The organism is Pseudomonas sp. TUM22785 (assembly GCF_028198105.1).
Lineage (GTDB): Bacteria > Pseudomonadota > Gammaproteobacteria > Pseudomonadales > Pseudomonadaceae > Metapseudomonas > Metapseudomonas solani.
This window is the reverse complement of the sequence record NZ_CP116239.1, coordinates 4,927,025-4,944,416: the sequence shown is the minus strand read 5'-3', so window position 1 is coordinate 4,944,416 and position 17,392 is coordinate 4,927,025. Positions and strand designations below refer to the sequence as shown.

General features: G+C 65.6%; 22 protein-coding genes. 16 read left to right on the top strand and 6 right to left on the bottom strand.

Annotated elements, in window-relative coordinates; all coding sequences use genetic code 11:
* Positions 1-43 precede the first annotated feature (43 nt).
* Positions 44-634, bottom strand: coding sequence for an NAD(P)H-dependent oxidoreductase (locus PI990_RS22325; RefSeq protein WP_184487944.1), 591 nt, complete (start codon positions 632-634; stop codon positions 44-46).
* 161 nt (positions 635-795) lie between these two features.
* Here PI990_RS22325 and PI990_RS22320 point away from each other — a divergent pair, with 161 nt between their 5' ends.
* The gene (locus PI990_RS22320; protein WP_271658504.1) at positions 796-1,116 is read left to right on the top strand and encodes a putative quinol monooxygenase; all 321 of its coding nucleotides are present in this window, start codon (positions 796-798) and stop codon (positions 1,114-1,116) included.
* 76 nt (positions 1,117-1,192) lie between these two features.
* On the opposite strand, the gene PI990_RS22315 is transcribed toward PI990_RS22320, so the two are convergent.
* Positions 1,193-2,191 carry an AraC family transcriptional regulator gene (locus tag PI990_RS22315; RefSeq protein ID WP_021222628.1) on the bottom strand — a complete coding sequence of 333 codons (999 nt, stop codon included), beginning with the start codon at positions 2,189-2,191 and terminating at the stop codon, positions 1,193-1,195.
* 322 nt (positions 2,192-2,513) lie between these two features.
* Here PI990_RS22315 and PI990_RS22310 point away from each other — a divergent pair, with 322 nt between their 5' ends.
* The 5 genes from PI990_RS22310 (at position 2,514) to PI990_RS22290 (ending at position 9,017) form a co-directional block, all read left to right on the top strand.
* The gene (locus tag PI990_RS22310; protein WP_021222629.1) at positions 2,514-3,806 is read left to right on the top strand and encodes a dicarboxylate/amino acid:cation symporter; all 1,293 of its coding nucleotides are present in this window, start codon (positions 2,514-2,516) and stop codon (positions 3,804-3,806) included.
* 232 nt (positions 3,807-4,038) lie between these two features.
* Complete coding sequence (locus PI990_RS22305) at positions 4,039-5,178, top strand: acyl-CoA dehydrogenase family protein (protein WP_271658503.1); 1,140 nt, start codon at positions 4,039-4,041, stop codon at positions 5,176-5,178.
* Positions 5,179-5,245: 67 nt separating this feature from the next.
* Positions 5,246-6,076, top strand: coding sequence for an amidohydrolase family protein (locus PI990_RS22300; protein WP_271658502.1), 831 nt, complete (start codon positions 5,246-5,248; stop codon positions 6,074-6,076).
* Positions 6,077-6,175: 99 nt separating this feature from the next.
* Positions 6,176-7,813: an AMP-binding protein gene (locus PI990_RS22295; protein WP_271658501.1), complete on the top strand. Its 1,638-nt coding sequence runs from the start codon at positions 6,176-6,178 to the stop codon at positions 7,811-7,813.
* A gap of 22 nt (positions 7,814-7,835) precedes the next feature.
* A complete protein-coding gene (locus PI990_RS22290; protein ID WP_271658500.1) occupies positions 7,836-9,017 on the top strand; it encodes a CaiB/BaiF CoA transferase family protein in 1,182 nt (393 codons plus the stop codon).
* 186 nt (positions 9,018-9,203) lie between these two features.
* Here PI990_RS22290 and PI990_RS22285 read toward each other — a convergent pair whose 3' ends face one another.
* The 4 genes from PI990_RS22285 to PI990_RS22270 all read right to left on the bottom strand — a co-directional run bounded on the left by PI990_RS22285 (position 9,204) and on the right by PI990_RS22270 (position 11,311).
* Positions 9,204-9,698: a SprT family zinc-dependent metalloprotease gene (locus PI990_RS22285; RefSeq protein ID WP_021222634.1), complete on the bottom strand. Its 495-nt coding sequence runs from the start codon at positions 9,696-9,698 to the stop codon at positions 9,204-9,206.
* 87 nt (positions 9,699-9,785) lie between these two features.
* Entirely contained in the window at positions 9,786-9,920 is a 135-nt protein-coding gene (locus PI990_RS22280; RefSeq protein ID WP_271658499.1) for a hypothetical protein, read from the bottom strand.
* Positions 9,921-9,949: 29 nt separating this feature from the next.
* Positions 9,950-10,549 carry a Yip1 family protein gene (locus PI990_RS22275; RefSeq protein WP_021222635.1) on the bottom strand — a complete coding sequence of 200 codons (600 nt, stop codon included), beginning with the start codon at positions 10,547-10,549 and terminating at the stop codon, positions 9,950-9,952.
* 165 nt (positions 10,550-10,714) lie between these two features.
* Entirely contained in the window at positions 10,715-11,311 is a 597-nt protein-coding gene (locus PI990_RS22270; protein WP_021222636.1) for a DNA-J related domain-containing protein, read from the bottom strand.
* A gap of 100 nt (positions 11,312-11,411) precedes the next feature.
* Here PI990_RS22270 and ttcA point away from each other — a divergent pair, with 100 nt between their 5' ends.
* The 10 genes from ttcA (at position 11,412) to PI990_RS22220 (ending at position 17,383) form a co-directional block, all read left to right on the top strand.
* Complete coding sequence (ttcA, locus tag PI990_RS22265) at positions 11,412-12,236, top strand: tRNA 2-thiocytidine(32) synthetase TtcA (protein ID WP_021222637.1); 825 nt, start codon at positions 11,412-11,414, stop codon at positions 12,234-12,236.
* Positions 12,237-12,343: 107 nt separating this feature from the next.
* Positions 12,344-13,015, top strand: a complete 672-nt coding sequence (locus PI990_RS22260) for a DNA-3-methyladenine glycosylase I (protein ID WP_021222690.1) — start codon at positions 12,344-12,346, stop codon at positions 13,013-13,015.
* A 26-nt stretch (positions 13,016-13,041) separates the two neighbouring features.
* Positions 13,042-13,815, top strand: a complete 774-nt coding sequence (locus PI990_RS22255; protein ID WP_271658498.1) for an NAD-dependent deacylase — start codon at positions 13,042-13,044, stop codon at positions 13,813-13,815.
* A gap of 66 nt (positions 13,816-13,881) precedes the next feature.
* The gene (locus tag PI990_RS22250) at positions 13,882-14,493 is read left to right on the top strand and encodes a C40 family peptidase (RefSeq protein ID WP_271658497.1); all 612 of its coding nucleotides are present in this window, start codon (positions 13,882-13,884) and stop codon (positions 14,491-14,493) included.
* A gap of 174 nt (positions 14,494-14,667) precedes the next feature.
* Positions 14,668-15,195 carry a C40 family peptidase gene (locus PI990_RS22245; RefSeq protein WP_271658496.1) on the top strand — a complete coding sequence of 176 codons (528 nt, stop codon included), beginning with the start codon at positions 14,668-14,670 and terminating at the stop codon, positions 15,193-15,195.
* Positions 15,196-15,203: 8 nt separating this feature from the next.
* A complete protein-coding gene (locus PI990_RS22240) occupies positions 15,204-15,866 on the top strand; it encodes a class I SAM-dependent methyltransferase (protein WP_271658495.1) in 663 nt (220 codons plus the stop codon).
* Between the two features lie 4 nt (positions 15,867-15,870).
* Positions 15,871-16,191, top strand: coding sequence for a hypothetical protein (locus tag PI990_RS22235; RefSeq protein ID WP_184487955.1), 321 nt, complete (start codon positions 15,871-15,873; stop codon positions 16,189-16,191).
* Positions 16,192-16,260: 69 nt separating this feature from the next.
* Entirely contained in the window at positions 16,261-16,497 is a 237-nt protein-coding gene (locus PI990_RS22230) for an AbrB/MazE/SpoVT family DNA-binding domain-containing protein (RefSeq protein WP_271658494.1), read from the top strand.
* Positions 16,497-16,847, top strand: coding sequence for a type II toxin-antitoxin system VapC family toxin (locus PI990_RS22225; protein ID WP_271658493.1), 351 nt, complete (start codon positions 16,497-16,499; stop codon positions 16,845-16,847). Before PI990_RS22230 ends, PI990_RS22225 begins: the two co-directional genes overlap by 1 nt.
* Positions 16,848-16,963: 116 nt before the next feature.
* A complete protein-coding gene (locus PI990_RS22220; RefSeq protein ID WP_271658492.1) occupies positions 16,964-17,383 on the top strand; it encodes a PaaI family thioesterase in 420 nt (139 codons plus the stop codon).
* Positions 17,384-17,392: the final 9 nt, after the last annotated feature.

Below are 17,392 nucleotides of genomic sequence, written 5' to 3'. Positions count from 1 at the left end.
CTTCGCTCTACCCATCCTACAAGTTGCGTTTCGACCTAGGGCATCAGGCGCTGGCGCCGAATACCTTGGCCAGGTGGGCTTCGTAGCGGGCGATGTCGCCTGCGATATCCGGGCGCTTCATCACGTCGACGGCGAGGAAGGTGGGCAGGCCGGTCATGCCGAGGAACTGGTTGGCCTTGTGGAAGGGGAAGTAGACCGCGTCCACGCCCTTGGCCTCGAAGAAGTCGCTGGGGTCGTCGAAGGCTTGCTGCGGGGCGTTCCAGGTGGCGGAGATCATGTATTGCTTGCCGTGCAGCAGGCCGCCGCTGCCGTACTTCTGCGAGGCGTCGGAACGGGTGCGGCCATCGTTGGCGTAGAGGCTGCCGTGGCCGGCGGTGAAGACGTCGTCGATGTACTTCTTCACGGTCCAGGGCGCGCCCATCCACCAGCCGGGCATCTGCCAGACGATGACGTCGGCCCAGAGGAATTTCTGCACTTCTTCGGCGGTGTCGTAGCCGCCGTCGATGAAGGTCTCCTTCACGTCGAAGCCCGAGCGGTCGAGGAAGGCCAGGGCGGCTTCGTGCAGGGTGCGGTTGTAGCGGCCGTCGGAGTGGGCGAACTGCTTGCCGCCGTTGAGCAGGAGGATCTTTTTCATGGCTGGTGGCCTCGTGAGGTTCTCGATGGCCGGCAGACTACCCAGTGAACCGGCCCGGAAAAACCGCCTTCCAGACAAATCGTCTTTGCGTGAAAAGCACGAATGAGTGTTGAACTGTTGCGATAGGCTGCGGCGCCTTTCAGTCAGCGGAGCCCCATGCCATGAGCGATACCTGTGCCTTCATCCTCCATGCCCAGCTGCGCCCGGAGCGCGCCGACGCGTTCGAGGCGCTGTTCCGCGCCTATGTCGAGCCGAGCCGCGCGGAGGCGGGCTGCATCGAATACCACATGCTGCGCGACGCCCGGGACCCGACGCTGTTCATCTTCTTCGAGGTGTGGCGCTCGCGGGCGGACCTGGAGCGCCATTCGGCCCTGCCGCACATGCAGGCCTTCCACGAGCGGCGCATGGAATTCCTGGTGCGGGATTTCGAGATCCGCGAGATCGAGATGCTCAGCGCGGCGGCGATGGTGAAGACGGGGTGAGCCGTGTCGCTCATCGGGTGTTCCGGGTATCCCCTGGGCTGAAGCCCAGGCTACGACCGGGGCTACGTCTTGCCGCTCAGGCTTCCTGGGCGCGGTAGGCGCCGGGGGTGAGGCCGGTCCATTTCTTGAACGCGCGGTGGAAGGCCGAGGGCTCGGAGAAGCCGAGCTGTTCGGCGATGTCCTGGATGGCCAGTTCGTCGCGGCCCAGGTGGTAGATGGCCAGGTCGCGGCGCAGGTGGTCCTTCAGTTCCTGGAAGCTGGTGCCTTCTTCGCGCAGGTGGCGGCGCAGGGTCTGCGGGCTGATGTGCAGGTGCTGGGCGACCTTTTCCAGGTCCGGCCAGTCGCGGCAGTCGCGGCCCAGCAGGCGGCGGATCTGGCTGTTCAGGCTGTCGCCGCCGTCGGGGCGGGCCAGCAGGTCGGCCGGCGAGTGTTCGAGGAAGTGCTTGAGGGTGCGCTCGTCCTGCAGCAGCGGCATGGCCAGGTAGCGCGCCTGGAACAGTAGGCTGGTGCAGGGCGCGTCGAAGCGGCGGGTGGTGGGGAACAGCAGCTCGTATTCGCCCACGTGCTCGGGCTCGGCGTAGGCGAAGGTGGCTTCCTCCAGGCGGATGCGCTGGCCGATCAGCCAGCTGCCGAGGCGGTGCCAGATCACCAGCAGGCTTTCCACCAGGAAGTGGTCCGGGTCCCAGAGCGTGGCGTCGTCCACCGTCAGGCGCACCGATTCGCCCTCGCGCTCCAGCAGGATGCGCGGCGCCTCGGGGAACAGGCCGTAGAACATCGCGCCTCGCCCCAGGGCTTTCTCCAGGCTGCGGCAGTGGATGATGGCGTGGCACATCATGGCGAAGGTGCCGCGCTTGCTGCGCTGACGACCGAAGCCCATGTACTCGTCGTCCAGCGCCTCCCACAACAACTGCATCAAGCGGCTGAACTGCTCGGGGGCGATGCGTGCTCGTGGCTCGTCCAGCAGCGCGGCCTGGATGCCGGCGTTGCGCAGGATGGCGGTGCAATCCACGCCCTGGCGTGCGGGGCCGCGCAAGGCGGCTCGGACGAAGTGGCTGGCGATGGTGCGCTCGCGCATGGGCGGCTTCCTGGCTCGGGGTGACCGATGGTAGGTCGTGGCAGAAGCAGGCGACAAGGGGCGGATGTGGCGGGAATCCCCCTGCTTCGCTGGCGGGAATCCGCCCGAGGGATTGTCCTACAGCGCCCGGCCATTTTCTGTAGGCCACGGCGCACTAGGCATTGCGCCGGCAAGACGGGTTGGCACAGCCCTTGCGATAGGAGCTGCGCCATCCATTGGTTTGGATCGCAGAACAACAAAGTCTCCCAGCAAGGGAGGTGATTGAGACCGGTGGTGCGCCCCTGTACGGAATCAGGCCCCGCACCACCCGAGAGGATCTGCCATGACCCGTCAACCCCTCTACAAAAGCCTTTATTTCCAGGTTCTGGTGGCCATCGCCATCGGCATCCTGATCGGCCATTTCTTCCCGCAGACCGGCGTTGCCCTGAAGCCCCTGGGCGACAGCTTCGTCAAGCTGATCAAAATGGCCATCGCGCCGATCATCTTCTGCACCGTGGTGACCGGCATCGCCGGCATGCAAAGCATGAAGGCCGTCGGCAAGACCGGCGGCTACGCGCTGCTGTATTTCGAGATCGTTTCCACCCTGGCCCTGGTGATCGGCCTGATCGTGGTGAACGTATTCCAGCCCGGCGCCGGCATGCATGTCGACCCGACCACCCTGGATATCAAGGGCATCGCGGCCTACGCCGCTGCCGGTGAGAAGCAGTCCACCATCGACTTCCTGATGAACGTCATCCCCGGGACCGTGGTCGGCGCCTTCGCCAACGGCGACATTCTTCAGGTGCTGTTCTTCTCCGTGCTGTTCGGTTATGCGCTGCACCGCATGGGCGACTACGGCCGCCCGGTGTTCGAGTTCATCGAGCGCATCTCCCAGGTGATGTTCAACATCATCAACGTGATCATGAAGGTCGCGCCCATCGGTGCCTTCGGTGCCATGGCCTTCACCATCGGCCAGTACGGCGTGGGTTCGCTGGTGCAGCTCGGCCAGCTGATGCTGTGCTTCTACATCACCTGCCTGCTGTTCGTGCTGGTGGTCCTGGGCAGCATCGCCCGCGCCCACGGCTTCAGCATCCTCAAGTTCATCAAGTACATCCGCGAAGAACTGCTGATCGTGCTGGGCACCTCGTCCTCCGAGTCGGCCCTGCCGCGCATGATCGCCAAGATGGAAAAACTCGGTGCCAACAAGTCGGTCGTCGGCCTGGTGATCCCCACCGGTTACTCCTTCAACCTCGACGGCACCTCCATTTACCTGACCATGGCCGCGGTGTTCATCGCCCAGGCCACCGACACGCCGATGGATATCACCCACCAGATCACCCTGCTGCTGGTGCTGCTGATCGCTTCCAAGGGCGCCGCCGGCGTCACCGGTAGCGGCTTCATCGTCCTCGCCGCCACCATCTCCGCCGTTGGCCACCTGCCGGTTGCGGGCCTGGCGCTGATCCTCGGCATCGACCGCTTCATGTCCGAAGCCCGCGCCCTGACCAACCTGGTGGGCAACGGCGTGGCGACCCTCGTCGTCGCCAAGTGGTGCAAGCAGCTGGACACCGACACGCTGGACCGCGAACTGGCCGGCAATGGCAATGCCGCGCCGCAGGCAGAAGCCCAGCGCGTCTGAACCGCGTAATTCTCTCCTCCCTCCCCACGGGGAGGAGATTTTCCAGGCCCGTCTCGTGACGGGCTTTTTTATGGGCGCAGGAAAGTGGGACGTAGCGCGCCGATCCCCTTGCCTGGCGTGCGCGGGAGCCTATGAGCACATGGGTCAATCGACCCTGAGCGCTTGTGTCATTGAGCGCTTGGGCGGGCGCCGCCTACCCTGCGGAACGATTTTTTCCAGGGAGACCCTTCGCATGCAGCGCATCCATTTCGAAACCGAACACAACATGTTCCGCGACTCGTTCCGTGCCTTCCTGCAGAAGGAAGTGGTGCCGCACCAGGAAGCCTGGGAAGAGGCGGGCGTGGTGGATCGTGCGGTGTGGCGCAAGGCTGGCGAGATGGGCTTCCTGCTGCCCTGGGCGGACGAGGAGTACGGCGGCGCCGGGCTGAAGGACTTCCGCTACGAGCAGATCATGTGCGAGGAGCTGGCCCACATCAACGAACCGGGCTTCATGATCCCGCTGCACTCGGCGCTGTGCGGCCCCTACATCGCCGAGTACGGCAACGCCGAGCAGAAGGCGCGCTTCCTGCCGGGGATCATCAGCGGCGAGATCATCCTCGCGGTGGCCATGACCGAGCCCGCGGCCGGTTCCGACCTGGCCGGCATGCGCACCACCGCGGTGGACAAGGGCGACCACTACGAGCTGAACGGTTCCAAGGTGTTCATCTCCAACGGCCTGCTGGCCGACCTGGTGATAGTCGCGGCCAAGACCGACCCGGCCAACAAGCACGCCATGGGCCTGTTCCTGGTGGAGCGCGACATGATCGGCTTCGAGCGCGGGCGCAACCTGAAGAAGTTGGGCATGAAGAGCCAGGACACCGCCGAGCTGTTCTTCAACAACGTCAAGGTGCCCAAGGAGAACCTGCTGGGCGATGCCAAGGGCGGCTTCTTCTACCTGATGAACATGCTCGCCCAGGAACGCCTGACCAACGCCTGCGGCGCGGTGGCCGGTGCCGAGGCGGCGCTGCAGACCACCATCGACTACGTGAAGGAGCGCAAGGCCTTCGACCGGCCCGTTTCGCACTTCCAGAACACCCGCTTCAAGCTGGCCGAGATGCGCACCCAGATAGACGTCGCCCAGGTCTTCACCGACCGCTGCGTGATGGACCATAACCAGCGCAAGCTGACCCCCGAGGTGGCCGCCGAGGCCAAGCTGTTCACCACCGAGCTGCTATGCAAGGTGGTGGACGAGGGCGTGCAGCTGCACGGCGGCTGGGGCTACATGTGGGAGTACCCGATCTGCAAGATGTACGCGAACGCGCGCATCCAGCGCATCTTCGCCGGCACCTCGGAGATCATGAAGGAGATCATCAGCCGCGGCATGAAGCTCTGAACCCCAGCCCGGCGCCCCGGGCCGGGCTAGAGTTCAGCCACTGTGTAGACGCCAGGAGGCCATCGCCATGAATGCACCGCTGGGCGCCATCGACGCCTGGGCCCAACCCGCCAACGGCCGCGCCCGCGAGCTGTTGCCGGAGGTGGTCCGGCTGTTCGAGAAATCCGGTTCCGCGCACTTGCTCGACCAGCCGTTGACACCCGAGCAGACGGTGGCGGAGATGGACCGCGCGGGCGTGGACAAACTCATGCTCGCCGCCTGGTGCCGGCCGGAGCGCTGGGTGTTCGACAACGACCTGGTGGCCGAGTACACCCGCGCCTTCCCCGACCGTTTCGTCGGGGTCGCCACGGTGGACCTGAGCAAACCCCTGGCGGCGGTGCGCGAGCTGGAGCGGGCGGTGCTGGAGCTGGGCTGCAAGGCACTGCGTGTCGTGCCCTGGCTATGGAAGCTGCCGCCTAACCACCGGCTTTATTACCCGCTCTACGTGAAATGCATCGAGCTGGACATTCCCTTCTGCACCCAGGTGGGCCACACCGGCCCGCTGATGCCGTCGGAGACCGGGCGCCCGGTGCCTTACCTGGACGAGGTGGCGCTGGATTTCCCCGAGCTGCGCATTGTCGCCGGGCACATCGGCCATCCCTGGACCGAGGAGATGATCGGCCTGGCCTGGAAGCACGACAACATCTACATCGACACCTCCGCCTACCTGCCGCGCTACTACCCCCAGGCGCTGCTGCAGTTCATGCGCAGCTACGGCCAGGACAAGGTGCTGTTCGGCAGCAACTTCCCGCAGCTGTCCCTGGAGCGCTGCATGACCCAGGTGAAGGAGCTGGCGCTGCCGGCGGAGATCGAGGCGAAGTTCCTCCAGGGCAACGCCCGCCAGGTGTTCCGGCTGTGAGGCCATCCGGCGAGCCGCCGTGCCCGGGAGGAGGGCGGATAGGCGGCGAATAACGTGACAGGCTCCGACCATTACAAGAACAACAAGGAGGGTTCAGCAATGACCGATCAACTGCCGTTGCAGCGGCTCGCCCATTGGGTGGGCACCACGCCGGACCGCGTCTGGCTCAGCCAGCCGGTGGAGCGCCAGTGGCATGACCTGACCTGGCGCCAGGCCGACGACCAGGCGCGGCGCCTGGCCAGTGCGCTGCAGGCGCTGGGCTGCGCGCCGGGCGACCGGGTGGCGATCCTGGCGAAGAACTGCGCCGAGTGGATCATCAGCGACCTGGCGATGATGCTCGCCGGGCTGGTCAGCGTGCCGCTCTACCCGCTGCAATCCGCCGAGAGCATCGACTACGTGCTGCGCCACTCGGCGTGCAAGGTGATCATCCTCGGCAAGCTGGACGAGGCGGAGAGGTTCGCGGCCGGCATCCCCGCCGAGGTCATCCGCGTCGCCATGCCCTACCCGACCCTGAGCGCGCCGCACCAGTGGCACGCGCTGCTCGCTGCCCATGAGCCGCTGCGCGATGGGCATGTGCAGCGGCCCGATGACCTTCTCAGCATCCTCTACACCTCCGGCACCACGGGCCAACCCAAGGGCGTGATGCAGCGGGCCGAGGCCTTCGCTTTCGCCTCCAGCCGCTCGGTGGCGGAGATGGGGCTCAACGAGCGCGAGCAGTTCTTCTCCTACCTACCGCTGTCCCACGCGGCGGAGCGCTTCCTGGTGGAGACCAACAGCCTGTATTGCGGGGGGGCCATCGCCTTCGTCGAATCCCTGGAGACCTTCGCCGCCGACCTCAAGCGGGTGCGGCCGACGGTGTTCTTCTCCGTGCCGCGGTTGTGGACGCGCTTCCAGCAGGGCGTGCTGGAGAAGCTGCCCCAGGCCAAGCTGGATCGCCTGCTGCGCATCCCGCTGCTGGGCGCGCTGGTGGCACGCAAGGTACGCCAGGGGCTGGGGCTGGACCGTGCGCGGGTGCTGGTCAGCGGCGCAGCGCCGATCCCGGTGGCGCTGCTGGAGTGGTACCGGCGCATCGGCCTGACCATTTGCGAGGGCTATGGCATGACCGAGAACTTCGCCTACGGCAACTTCAACCGCCCGGGCCAGGTGCGCTTCGGCAGCGTCGGCCGGGTGATGCCGGACAACGAGGTGCGCATCGCCGAGAACGGCGAGATCCTCTACCGCAGCCGCGCGCTGATGGCCGGCTACTACCTGGAGCCGGAGAAGACCGCCGATACGCTGCAGGTGGGCTGGTTGCACACCGGCGACAAGGGCGAGATCGACGCCGATGGCTACCTGCGCATCACCGGGCGGGTGAAGGACATCTTCAAGACCAGCAAGGGCAAGTATGTGGCGCCGGCACCCATCGAGGGCGAGATCGCCAAGAACCTCTGGGTGGAGCAGGTGTGCCTGATGGGCAGCGGCCTGGACCAGCCACTGGCGCTGATCGAACTCAGCCCGGCGGCCCGGGCGCAGGCGCGCGGGCAGATCGAGGCCGAGCTGGCGGCCAGCATGCAGGCCCTCAACGAGCGCCTCCTGGCCCATGAGCGCATCAGCCATTTCGTGCTGGTGCGCGAGCCCTGGACGGTGGATAACGGCTGCATGACGCCGACCATGAAGATCCGCCGCAACGTGCTGGAACAACGCTTCGCCGCAGTGGCCGCGTGCCTGGACAGGCACCAGCCGCTGCATTGGGAATGAACCGAACCGCTATGGAGTCGCCATGACAGGCCCGCTCGCTTCGCTGAAGATCCTCGATTTCTCTACCCTGCTGCCGGGGCCCTTCGCCTCGCTGCTGCTGGCCGACATGGGCGCTGAGGTGCTGCGCGTCGAATCCCCCAGCCGCATGGACCTGGTGCGCGTGTTGCCGCCCCATGATGGTGGCACCTCCACCAGCCACGCCTACCTGAACCGCAACAAGCGCAGCATCGCCCTCGACCTCAAGCGCCCCGAGGCGGTGGAGGTGGTGCGCCAGCTGGTGGCCGAGTACGACATCGTGCTGGAGCAGTTCCGCCCCGGGGTGATGGACAAGCTGGGCGTGGGCTACGAGGCGCTGAAGGCGATCAACCCCAGGCTGATCTACGTCTCCATCACCGGCTATGGCCAGAGCGGCCCCTTCCGTGACCGCGCCGGCCACGACATCAACTACCTGGCCGTGGCCGGCATCGCCAGCTACACCGGGCGCCAGGAAAGCGGCCCGCTGCCCCTGGGCGTGCAACTGGCGGATATCGCCGGCGGCTCGCTGCACGGGGTGATGGGCCTGCTGGCGGCGGTGATCCAGCGCCAGGTGACGGGGGAGGGGCAGCACGTGGACGTGAGCATGACCGACTGCGCCTTCAGCCTGCACGGCATGGCCGGTGCGGGCTATCTCGGTGCTGGCGTGGAGCCGGACATGGAGAACCAGGCGCTGAACGGCGGCAGCTTCTACGACTACTACCGCACCCGTGACGGCCGCTGGTTCTCGGTGGGCAGCCTGGAACCGCAGTTCATGCAGCCGTTCTGCGCCGCCATCGGCCGACCGGACCTGGCCGCGCGCGGGCTATCGCCCAAACCGGAGGACCAGCGCGAGCTCAAGCGCGCCATCGAGATCGAGTTCGAGAAGCGCGACTTCGCCGAATGGAGCGAGGTGTTCGCCGCCCTGGATGCCTGCGTCGAGCCGATGCTGCCGCTCTCCGAAGCGGTGCGGCACCCGCAGATCGAGGCGCGCGGCCTGGTCACCGAGGTGCCCCGCGACGGGCTGCCGGCGCAACGGCAGATCGCCTGCCCGATCAAGTTCTCCAGCGGCCTGCCCGCACCGCGCCATGTCGGCGCAGCCGTAGGCGCCCACACCGCCGAAGTGCTGGCCGAGCTGGGCTACACCGCCGAGCAGATCAGCTCGCTGAAAGCCGGCAAGGTGACGGGATAGGCGTGTGTTCGGCGGATGTGGATAGAGACAGGCGTAGGGTGCGCTTCAGCCCACCAATCGGGCCCCAGCTTCGCGAATAAATTCGCTCCCACACTCGTTGCTTCAAGCTTCAAGCTTCAAGCTTCAGCGGACCTGTGCATCGGCGGGTTGCACCCGCCCTACGGGCTCCTGCCCGAGGTTCCGCCCTTACTCTTGCCGCTGTTCCCCACTGAACACCAGGGTCACCTTGCAGCGCCGGCAGTAGTAGCGACGCCCGCGCGCCACCAGGGCGTGGCGCTGGGAGGAGAAGGGGTAGTCGCCGTCCGGGCAGGCGCAGCGGTACAGGTAGCGGGTGACCTTACGCCGTTTGACGTCGTAGCTGTGGCAGCGGTTGGGCGGTAGCTCGTAGACGCCCCGCATGATCAGCTGCCATTCCTCGCCATGGGGCTGGATGCGGTGGCCGAACAGTTGGTGGGCGACCAGGTGCGCCACTTCGTGGGCAACGGTCTGCTTGAGGAAATCGTCCTGGTTCTCGCGATACAGCTGGGGGTTGAAGCGCAGCTTGTTCTCATCCAGGTGAGCGACACCGGCCTTCTGGCCCCGCAGCTTGAAGCTCACTTCGGGGCGGGTGAACCGGCGTTGGAAAAAAGCTTCCGCCTGCTGGTAGCAGGCTTCGACGCGGGCGTGTAGCAGCTCGGGCATAAAGGGGGCTCTCCAGAGCCCGCAATTATGCCGCAAAGCCGCCACCGGCCGAATCGTTCTCCTGCCGAGCGGTCGTGGTGCGCCGTTCTAGACGCATTCCGGCATCAGGTAGAGGTGCCCGTGCAGGATCACCGAGGCCCGCACGTTGACCATGCCCCGCAAGGCCACGCGCCAGATTGCCGAGTTTTGGTCGAGCGGGCGGCAAACGAAGAGGCCGCCCATGGGCGGCCTTCGTGCTACGGGTGAAGGGGTCAGCGGATGTAGACCGGGCCTACGCCCATGCCCCAGAAGATGACGGAGGCGGCGATCATCGCCACCAGCACCACCAGGCCCACGGCCAGCACCGAGCTGGAGAACAGGAAGCCCTCGTCGGATGGAATGTTCATGAAGGTCGGTATGCCCACGTAGAGCAGGTAGACCGTGTAGCAGATGGCGGCGGTGCCGATCATCATGCCCAGCCACAGGTGCGGGTAGAGCGCCGCGAGCCCGCCGATGAATAGCGGCGTGGCGCAGTACGCGGCGAACACGACGCATTCGGTGAAGCTTGGCGAGGCGTCGTAGGTGCGCGCCATCCAGTGGATGAAGGCGCCCATGACGGCGACACCGGCGAGCATGGCGAGGTAGGAGAGGATGGTCATCTGCATCGCGCTGGACTGCGTGAGCATGACCGGATCGCCCTTGCCGATGGCCCAGCCGACCTGGGTGGTTCCTATATAGGCAGAGACAACGGGTATGGCTGCGAGTACCAGGATATGGGTGAGGTACATGTGGCTGATGCTTTCTTCTTCGCCACGGATTTCCTGCCATTCCTGATCGGGATGGGTGAAGAGCCCCCAAACGTGGTGGATCATTCTGAACACCTCCTCATTATTATGAGGTCGCCCCCCAGCGAAGCGCCTGGGACGCATAGCCAGCGCCGCCCGGTGCCCGGCCGACGCATGCGACCTTGTGTCGCAGTATAGGTACAGGCTGGAGTCCGCGTCTGCCGTGGCTTTAGAGCAAATCAGACTTAGTGCTCAGCTGTAATAGCGCTGAAGTATTTCCATCGCCTTGTTGATCGACTGGATGCGCTCGGTGCTGCCGCCGCGATCGGGGTGATGCTGGCTCACCAGTTGGCGGTAGCGATGCTTGATCACCCCGAGGTTGAGCGCTTCCTCGCTGTTCACCAGTTCGAACAGCTCGAGGGCGGCGAGCTTCTCGTCCCCGCCCTGCATGCGCGTCCAGAAGCTCGAGAGCAGTTTCTCGACATCCCGCTCGGTGGTGTCGCGCAGGTGACGGGTGTCCAGGTAGTAGGTGCGCAGCGGGTCGTGTTCGGTGAGGGCATCACTTCCCGCTGCGTAAGGCAGCAGCTGGATGCTCAGCGGGCTGATGGCGAGAAAGGCGGTTCCTTCGGCCCAGAGCCGGTCGCGTAATAGATAGAGGGCGTTGAACAGCAGGAAGTGGGTGCGGAACAGCACCAGGCGATCACCGAGGCCCAGGTTGGGGATGTGGGTGGAGTGGCCGGCCTTCAGGCGCTGGATCAGGTCGAATTCGCCGATGCCGTCCGGTTGCTGGCGGAGCAGCACCAGGAGCTGGTCGGCGAGGTCGAGGGAGGGGTCTAGTTCGTCGTTCATCGGGCGCAGGCTAGCACAGCGAAACAGAGGGCTGGGGCGGCGCGCGCTTTGTGCGTAAAATAGCCAGCTTTTCGCACCCCTCCCCGGATTCCAGAGCACCATGGGCACCCTTTCGGTCAACCAGAACAAACTGCAGAAACGCATCCGTCGCCTCGCTGGCGAAGCCATCGCCGACTTCAACATGATCGAGGAGGGCGACAAGGTCATGGTCTGCCTGTCCGGCGGCAAGGACAGCTACACCATGCTCGACGTCCTGCTGTACCTGCAGAAGGTCGCGCCGATCAAGTTCGAGATCGTCGCCGTGAACATGGACCAGAAGCAGCCCGGCTTCCCTGAGCACGTGCTGCCGGCCTACCTGGACTCCATCGGCGTCGAGTACCACATCGTCGAGAAGGACACCTATTCGGTGGTCAAGGAGAAGATCCCGGAAGGCAAGACCACCTGCTCGCTGTGCTCGCGCCTGCGCCGGGGCACGCTCTACACCTTCGCCGACGAGATCGGCGCGACCAAGATGGCCCTCGGTCACCACCGCGACGACATCCTGGAAACCTTCTTCCTCAACATGTTCTACGGCGGCACCCTCAAGGCCATGCCGCCGAAGCTGCGTGCCGACGACGGCCGCAACGTGGTGATCCGCCCGCTGGCGTACTGCAACGAGGCCGATATCGAGGCCTACTCGCAGCTCAAGGAATTCCCGATCATCCCGTGCAACCTCTGTGGCTCCCAGGAGAACCTGCAGCGCCAGGTGGTCAAGGAGATGCTCCAGGACTGGGAGCGCAAGTCGCCGGGCCGCACCGAGATCATGTTCCGCGCCCTGCAGAACGTGGTGCCCTCGCAACTGGCCGACCGCAACCTGTTCGACTTCACCAACCTGCGCATCGACGAAAGCGCCGCGCCGCGTACCCTGGACGTCGTCAATATCTGAAGTGGAGCTGGAAGCCGAGAGCCTGAAGCCGGAAGGTTTCAAGCTTCAAGCTTCAAGCTTCAAGCTTCAAGCTTCAAGCTTCAAGCTTTCTAGCCAAGGCCCTTTTTATGCGTGATTACCGCTGGCTTCACGAGTACTGCCTCAACCGCTTCGGTTCGGCCGAGGCCCTGGAAGCGCGCCTGCCGCAGCCGCGCAGCGATGCCGAGCTGCGCGAGCTGAGCGATGACCGCTACCTGTCGCTGCTGGCCCTGCGGGTGTTCCGTGCCGGGCTCAAGCACAGCCTGGTGGACGCCAAGTGGCCGGCCTTCGAGGAAGTGTTCTTCGGTTTCGACCCGGAGAAGGTGGTGCTGATGGGCGCCGAGCACCTGGAGCGGCTGATGCAGGACGCGCGGCTGATTCGCCACCTGGGCAAGCTCAAGAGCGTGCCGCGCAACGCCCAGTTCATCCTCGACGTGCGTCGCGAGAAGGGCAGCTTCGGTGCGCTGATCGCCGATTGGCCGACGTCCGACATCGTCGGGCTGTGGAAGTACCTGGCCAAGCACGGCAGCCAGATGGGCGGACTTTCGGCGCCGCGTTTCCTGCGCATGGTCGGCAAGGACACCTTCGTCCCGTCCAATGACATGGTCGCGGCGCTCAAGGCCCAGGACATCATCGACAAGGTGCCCACCAGCCTGCGCGACCTGGCGCTGGTGCAGGCCGCCTTCAACCGTTGGCACGAGGAAAGCGGCCGGCCGCTGTGCCACCTGTCGGCGATGCTGGCCTACACCGTCAATCACTGACCCGTTTCATCGAGCAGGAGGCTTGCATGGATCATTCGTCGGCTATCGCCCGCGTCGCTGCGGAGCTCAAGCGCGCCGAGCGCATCCTGGTCATCACCGGTGCCGGGCTTTCTGCGGATTCCGGCCTGCCCACCTACCGGGGGCTTGGCGGCCTCTATAACGGCATGACGGAGGAGGGCATTCCGATCGAGGAGGCCATCTCCGGGCCCATGCTGCGGCGCGACCCGGCGCTGTGCTGGAAATACCTCGCCCAACTCGGCAGCGCCTGCCTGGCCGCGCGCCCCAATGCCGGGCACGAAGCCATCGCGCAATTGCAGCGGCTCAAGCCGGAATGCTGGGTGCTGACGCAGAACATCGACGGCTATCACCGCCAGGCGGGGTCGCCGCCGGAGCGGCTGATCGAGATCCACGGCGAGCTGTCGCCGCTGTTCTGCCAGTCGTGCGGTGCCGAGAGTGACCAACTGTCGCAGCACCTGGAACGGCCTTTGCCTCCCAAATGCACTGTGTGCGGTGGTATCCTCCGGCCTCCCGTCGTCCTGTTCGAGGAAATGCTCCCCGAAAAGGCCATCGACACCCTCTACACGCAACTGCGCAAGGGCTTCGATGCGGTGCTGGCTGTAGGCACCACGGCGAGCTTCCCCTACATCATCGAACCGGTGATGCGCACCCGCCAGCAAGGCGGCTTCACGGCGGAAATCAACCCCGCCAGCACCGACCTCGCACGCTCAGTCGACGTACATCTGAAGGGAAAAGCCTTAGATGTTTTGCAGGAACTACTGGGTCACATTTCGATCGATTAAATTTGCAAATTAGATCGATAGAGGGCATATTCGCGCCTTCTTATAATTTTCGACACGGTCGTGCCCATGCTCAGTCGCTTCGCACCCCTCGTGCCCATTGCGTTTGCACTGTTTCTTACCGCTTGCGCCGGTGTCTCGCCAAAGCCGCAAGTAGCCGTCACTCCGGAACCTCAGGCCGTCATCGAAGAGCCGAGCGTCCAGGACATGGCGGACATGATGGACGACGAGCCCTACCAGCTGCCGTCCCTCGCTGACAACGTTCTCGAGCGTGGCTTCGAGCTGGTGGGGACTCCCTACCGCTTCGGTGGTCGCTCGCTGAAGACCGGCTTCGATTGCAGCGGTTTCGTCGGCTACCTGTTCAAGGAAGAAGCGGGCATCCAGCTGCCGCGCTCCACCCGTGAAATGATCAACCTCGATGCGCCGGTCATTGCGCGCAACGAGCTGAAGCCGGGCGATATCGTCTTCTTCAACAACCGTGGCCGTGGTCGCGTCAGCCACGCCGGCATTTACATCGGCGACGACCAGTTCATCCATTCCTCCAGCCACCGCAGCGGCGGTGTGCGGGTCGACAGCCTGGATGATCGCTACTGGAACGCCAGCTACATGGAAGCCAAGCGCGTCCTGGCGCAGGTCTCCCCGTCGATGAACGCCTCGGCGCAGGGTTCGATGCACCGCTGATAGCGATCCAGATGCACCCATCGGCCCGGACTCTGTTCCGGGCCGAGTCGTTTCCGCCTCCCTTTATATAGGTACGGGTTGCCGCCCAAGCGCAGCGGCGATGGCTTTTTGCTTGCATTATTCGAGCGGTATCAGCACATTAGCGTGCAAACCTCAAGTCAGGACTGACTTGCCATGCCCGCATTGCACCGTCTCACCCTCATCGCGCTGCTCGCCCTGCTCGGTGCCTGCTCCAGCCATGCGCCGGCTCCCGCTCCGACCTACACCCCGCCCGTGGTCCAGGCGCCGTCCTCGCCGGCGGCCGATGACGTGCTGTTCCGCGCCCTTGGTCTGGTGGGGACGCCCTACCGCTACGGCGGCAACACGCCGGACAGCGGCTTCGATTGCAGCGGCCTGATCGGCTACGTGTACCGCGACGCCGCCGGCATCAGCCTGCCGCGCTCCACCCGCGAGCTCATCGCCATGCGCGTGCCGACCATCGGCATGAACGCCCTGCAGAGCGGCGACTTGGTGTTCTTCGCCACCAATGGCGGCGGCCAGGTCAGCCACGCCGGCATCTACGTCGGTGAGGGGCGCTTCGTCCATGCGCCTTCCAGCGGCGGAACGGTGCGCCTCGACAGCCTGTCCAACAGCTACTGGCAGAAAAGCTACCTGAACGCCAAGCGCGTGCTGCTCGACTCGCACCTGGCAAGCACGCCCTGAGAGGCTGCATGACCACCCGGACGCTCAACCTCGACGACGACCTCTACCGCTACCTGCTCGACGTTTCCCTGCGCGAGACGCCGTTGCTGGCGCGCCTGCGCGAAGAGACCGCGCGACTGCCCACGGCGCGCTGGCAGATCGCCCCCGAGCAGGGTCAGTTCATGGCCATGCTGGTGCGCCTCACCGGCGCGCGACGCATCCTCGAGATCGGCACCTTCACCGGCTACAGCGCCTTGGTGATGGCCGAGGCCATGCCGGCGGATGGCCGTATCCTCTGCTGCGACCTGCCCGGCGACTACAACGCCGTCGCCCGGCGCTACTGGCAGGAAGCCGGCGTCGAAGCCCGCATCGACCTGCAACTGGCCCCGGCCCTGGAAACCCTCGGGCGCCTGGAGCGGGAAGGGCAGGCCGGCAGCTTCGACCTGATCTTCATCGACGCCGACAAGGCCAACTACCCCGCCTACCTGGAACACGCCCTGGCCCTGGTGCGCAGCGGTGGCCTGGTGCTGTTCGATAACGTGCTGTGGAGCGGCCGCGTGCTGGAAGCCAGCCCCGACAGCGCCGACACCCGCGCCATCAAGGCCCTGAACCGCGCGCTCAAGACCGATGCCCGCGTCGATCTCTCGCTGCTGCCCATCGGCGACGGGCTGACCCTCTGCCGCAAGCGCTGAGTCCGTGGCCGAGCCCATCCGTCTGCCGCCCCAGCCGGACGCCTGCGAACTCTGCAAGCGCGCCGCGCCTTTGACCCGCCATCACCTGATCCCCAAGGCCCTGCACGGCAAGACCTACGTGCAGAAGCGCTTCGCCCGCAGCGAGCGCATTACCGCCACCCTCTGGGTCTGCCGCCCCTGCCACAACCAGATCCACCGCCTGTTCAGCGAAAAGGAGCTGGCGCTGACCTATAACAGCCGCGACGCGCTGATGGCCGACGAACGCCTGCGCACCTTCGTCGACTGGCTGGCGGGCAAGCCGGCGGGGTTCGAGCCGAGGCATTGAAGGCACACGGTTGCCCCGCCCGTGCCCAGGTATTACCGTCATCCCTCTGGTAATACCGAGGATGCCGCCATGCCGACCACAGCCACCCGCAAAGGCCAGGTCACGATCCCCAAGCCGATCCGCGATGCGCTCGGTCTGCACCCGGGCATGTCCGTGGAATTCAGCGTCAACCAGCAGGGCGAGGTGGTGCTCAACCGTGTCGACCCCGAGCCCCAGGCGGCGGACCGTTTCGAGGCCGCTCGCGGCAAGGCCGGGCGCCAGTGGCGCACCGACGAGCTGATGGCCCTGCTGCGCGGCGACGACTGATGGTGCTGGTCGATACCCATGTGCTGATCGACGTCCTGGCCGATGATCCCCGCTGGGCCGACTGGTCGATCCACCAGTTGCGCGCTCAGTCCCGGGTGCACGCACTGGCGATCAACGCGGTGGTCTACGCCGAGTTGGTCCTCACCTTCGATCGCTTCGAAGCCCTCGACGAGACGATCGAGCAATTGCAGCTGCGGATGCTGGAAATCCCACGCCCGGCGCTCTTCCTCGCGGGAAAGGCTTTTGCCCGCTATCGCCGGGTGGGAGGCGTGAAGGAGGGCGTGTTGGCGGACTGTTCGAGTCCCCGGACTGAAGTCCGGGCTATCGGCAGTCCCGGCGCACTGGCGTAGGGTGGACTGCGCTTCACGGGTCTACCGCGCAATCCCTGCCGCGCTTCCCATTCCCCTTTTATCCTGGGCTACGGCCCGGTCGTCGATGCTGCTCCGGCAGCCACAAGGAGTAGGCAATGAACGAGAAGGCGTTTTTCTGGCAGGTGCAGAACGGCCAGCTACCGCCCCCCAAGGCCGCCGCGACCCTGGGCATTCGTATTCTAAAGGTGGATGGCGAAGCCGGAACCATCGAGGTCTCGTTCGAGGCCGGCGAGGCCTTCACCAACCCGGTGGGCAACGTACAGGGCGGTTTTCTCGCTGCCATGCTGGACGACACCATGGGCCCGGCACTGGCCTCGACCCTGGGAGAGGGGGAGTTCGCCCCTACGCTGAACCTCAACGTCAGCTTCCACCGGCCCGCCCGGGTCGGCACGCTGCTCGGTCGGGGGCGTGTGGAGCGGCGCGGCGGTCAGGTGTGCTTCCTCTCCGCCGAGCTGGAGCAGGCCGGCAAGGTGGTGGCCACCGCAACCGCCACCGCGCTGGTGAGCCGGGCATGACACCCCGTA

Coding starts and splice junctions, on each gene's coding strand:
- PI990_RS22300 (WP_271658502.1), top strand. CDS start 5,246: ATGAATGCACCGCTGGGCGCCATCGACGCCTGGGCCCAACCCGCCAAC.
- ttcA (WP_021222637.1), top strand. CDS start 11,412: ATGGGCACCCTTTCGGTCAACCAGAACAAACTGCAGAAACGCATCCGT.
- PI990_RS22270 (WP_021222636.1), bottom strand. CDS start 11,311: ATGAACGACGAACTAGACCCCTCCCTCGACCTCGCCGACCAGCTCCTG.
- PI990_RS22225 (WP_271658493.1), top strand. CDS start 16,497: ATGGTGCTGGTCGATACCCATGTGCTGATCGACGTCCTGGCCGATGAT.
- PI990_RS22310 (WP_021222629.1), top strand. CDS start 2,514: ATGACCCGTCAACCCCTCTACAAAAGCCTTTATTTCCAGGTTCTGGTG.
- PI990_RS22230 (WP_271658494.1), top strand. CDS start 16,261: ATGCCGACCACAGCCACCCGCAAAGGCCAGGTCACGATCCCCAAGCCG.
- PI990_RS22260 (WP_021222690.1), top strand. CDS start 12,344: ATGCGTGATTACCGCTGGCTTCACGAGTACTGCCTCAACCGCTTCGGT.
- PI990_RS22280 (WP_271658499.1), bottom strand. CDS start 9,920: ATGGGCGGCCTCTTCGTTTGCCGCCCGCTCGACCAAAACTCGGCAATC.
- PI990_RS22245 (WP_271658496.1), top strand. CDS start 14,668: ATGCCCGCATTGCACCGTCTCACCCTCATCGCGCTGCTCGCCCTGCTC.
- PI990_RS22320 (WP_271658504.1), top strand. CDS start 796: ATGAGCGATACCTGTGCCTTCATCCTCCATGCCCAGCTGCGCCCGGAG.
- PI990_RS22295 (WP_271658501.1), top strand. CDS start 6,176: ATGACCGATCAACTGCCGTTGCAGCGGCTCGCCCATTGGGTGGGCACC.
- PI990_RS22220 (WP_271658492.1), top strand. CDS start 16,964: ATGAACGAGAAGGCGTTTTTCTGGCAGGTGCAGAACGGCCAGCTACCG.
- PI990_RS22285 (WP_021222634.1), bottom strand. CDS start 9,698: ATGCCCGAGCTGCTACACGCCCGCGTCGAAGCCTGCTACCAGCAGGCG.
- PI990_RS22290 (WP_271658500.1), top strand. CDS start 7,836: ATGACAGGCCCGCTCGCTTCGCTGAAGATCCTCGATTTCTCTACCCTG.
- PI990_RS22305 (WP_271658503.1), top strand. CDS start 4,039: ATGCAGCGCATCCATTTCGAAACCGAACACAACATGTTCCGCGACTCG.
- PI990_RS22325 (WP_184487944.1), bottom strand. CDS start 634: ATGAAAAAGATCCTCCTGCTCAACGGCGGCAAGCAGTTCGCCCACTCC.
- PI990_RS22240 (WP_271658495.1), top strand. CDS start 15,204: ATGACCACCCGGACGCTCAACCTCGACGACGACCTCTACCGCTACCTG.
- PI990_RS22315 (WP_021222628.1), bottom strand. CDS start 2,191: ATGCGCGAGCGCACCATCGCCAGCCACTTCGTCCGAGCCGCCTTGCGC.
- PI990_RS22275 (WP_021222635.1), bottom strand. CDS start 10,549: ATGATCCACCACGTTTGGGGGCTCTTCACCCATCCCGATCAGGAATGG.
- PI990_RS22255 (WP_271658498.1), top strand. CDS start 13,042: ATGGATCATTCGTCGGCTATCGCCCGCGTCGCTGCGGAGCTCAAGCGC.
- PI990_RS22250 (WP_271658497.1), top strand. CDS start 13,882: ATGCTCAGTCGCTTCGCACCCCTCGTGCCCATTGCGTTTGCACTGTTT.